Raw genomic sequence first — 1,650 nt, 5'->3', positions numbered from 1 at the left:
GGCGCCGCCCGCATTCTTCTCGCCATTGGTGTGTGCCGATTCCCCCTGATTGCCTTCCGCATCATCCCCCTGGCCCCCGTTGGTTCCCCCTGCACCGTCGGCCGAACTAATGCCGCCAGCCTCGTCCACCTTGGTGGTTTCCTCTGACGCGCTCCTCGTACCGATGTCCGCAACGCAGCTACTCAGCAAAACTGTGCTGCTGACCATCAACGTTGCTACGGTGACCTGATGCTTCACAACAATCCTTCACGCACTCACTTCCTGACGAGAGGAACAAGAAAAGTGAAACAGAGAACTTTTCACTTCATACTTCCCGTTCCGGTACACAGCATGCATGAGACTCCAAGAATTTTCTACGCAACCTCAAAGGTTAACGGCAATTTAACAAAATTATTTGTCCCATACGCCACATCCATAACGTCCAAAAGGCGAAGTTTCCTGCTCATCAGCTGTATCACCTCTGTGAGTGGTTTTGTAGACCAAATGAAGGTTAAACCCGCACTTTATCCCCCAGTACTACCCCAGAAATTACACGTTTGTAAGCGATTCTCGGCAACAAAAAGGCCCGCACCGAAGTGCGGGCCAATACAAAAGAGTCAATTAGTCTCGCTGCAAATAGCTCAGCAGACGGAGAATCTCAGTGTAGAGCCAGACCAAGGTAACTGCGAGGCCGAGAGCCACGCCCCAAGCGTTCTTAGAGGGAGCACCGGCGCGGATCATGCGGTCAGCCTGATCAAAGTCAGTCAGGAAGGACAGAGCACCAAGAACGATGCAGACGAGCGAGAAGATGATGGCAATCGGGCCGCCATCACGCAGTGGGTTGAAGTCAAAGAAAATCGCGCCCAAGAAGTTAACAAGGGCCATGACAGCAACGCCGGCAATCAGGCCGAAAAGGATCTTGGTGAACTTCGGAGTCACCTTCACTGCGCCAGTCTTGTACACAATCAGCATGCCAATGAATACACCAATCGTGCCGACAATCGCTTGGCCAATGATGGCCATACCGCCCTCGCCCTGGAAGTTGACGTTGGCGAACATCAAGGAGAACCCACCGACAAATAGGCCTTCAAAGACGGCATAAATCAGGGTGACTGCAGCAGAACCCCACTTCTTGCCAAAAGAGGCAACGAGCACGGTAATGAAGCCACCGATACCACCGACCAGGGTCAAGGCCATGGCGATACCTGGGCTTACCAGCATTCCCAGGGCGAAGTTGATGACTGCGGCGACGATGATAACGCCGAGGGTAATGCCCGTCTTGGTCACTACGTCATCCACGGTCATGGGACGGGTAGATACGTCCGCGTAACCAGAATTTTGGCGGCTACTATTTTCGGTCAGAGAACTCATTACCGGATTGCTTGAACGCACGGTTGTCCTTTCTAAGAGAGGTACAAATTAGCTATCTCACCCCATTCAACGAGACACCACCCCATAAAGTTCCATATTCTTTCCATTTAGCTAGAAGTTTTGTGGGTAGCTTCCGCAAAAAGTCTGTGGAGACCTGATGAACAGAAAAGTCTCGGGACACCGACCGGAACGATGTCTCGAGACTTCACATGGTGCCCCCAGTGGTGTCTGGTTCCATGACATCGTTCCGCTCTGTCTCACGACATCATTCCGCCCCACAAGGCCCTGATGTGCCACAAC

2 protein-coding genes are annotated in these 1,650 nt (G+C 52.5%); both read right to left on the bottom strand.

The window, feature by feature from the left end:
- Positions 1–237 (bottom strand): hypothetical protein (locus QP324_RS11775; protein WP_284816164.1); only part of this gene is annotated, 237 nt, incomplete at its 3' end.
- 363 nt (positions 238–600) lie between these two features.
- Entirely contained in the window at positions 601–1,371 is a 771-nt protein-coding gene (locus tag QP324_RS11770; protein WP_284816162.1) for a Bax inhibitor-1/YccA family protein, read from the bottom strand.
- Between the last annotated feature and the right edge of the window lie 279 nt (positions 1,372–1,650).

The organism is Corynebacterium sp. UMB0012, assembly GCF_030216265.1.
Lineage (GTDB): Bacteria > Actinomycetota > Actinomycetes > Mycobacteriales > Mycobacteriaceae > Corynebacterium.
Note: the sequence above shows the minus strand (reverse complement) of the source record. Positions and strands in the feature narration are given on the sequence as shown.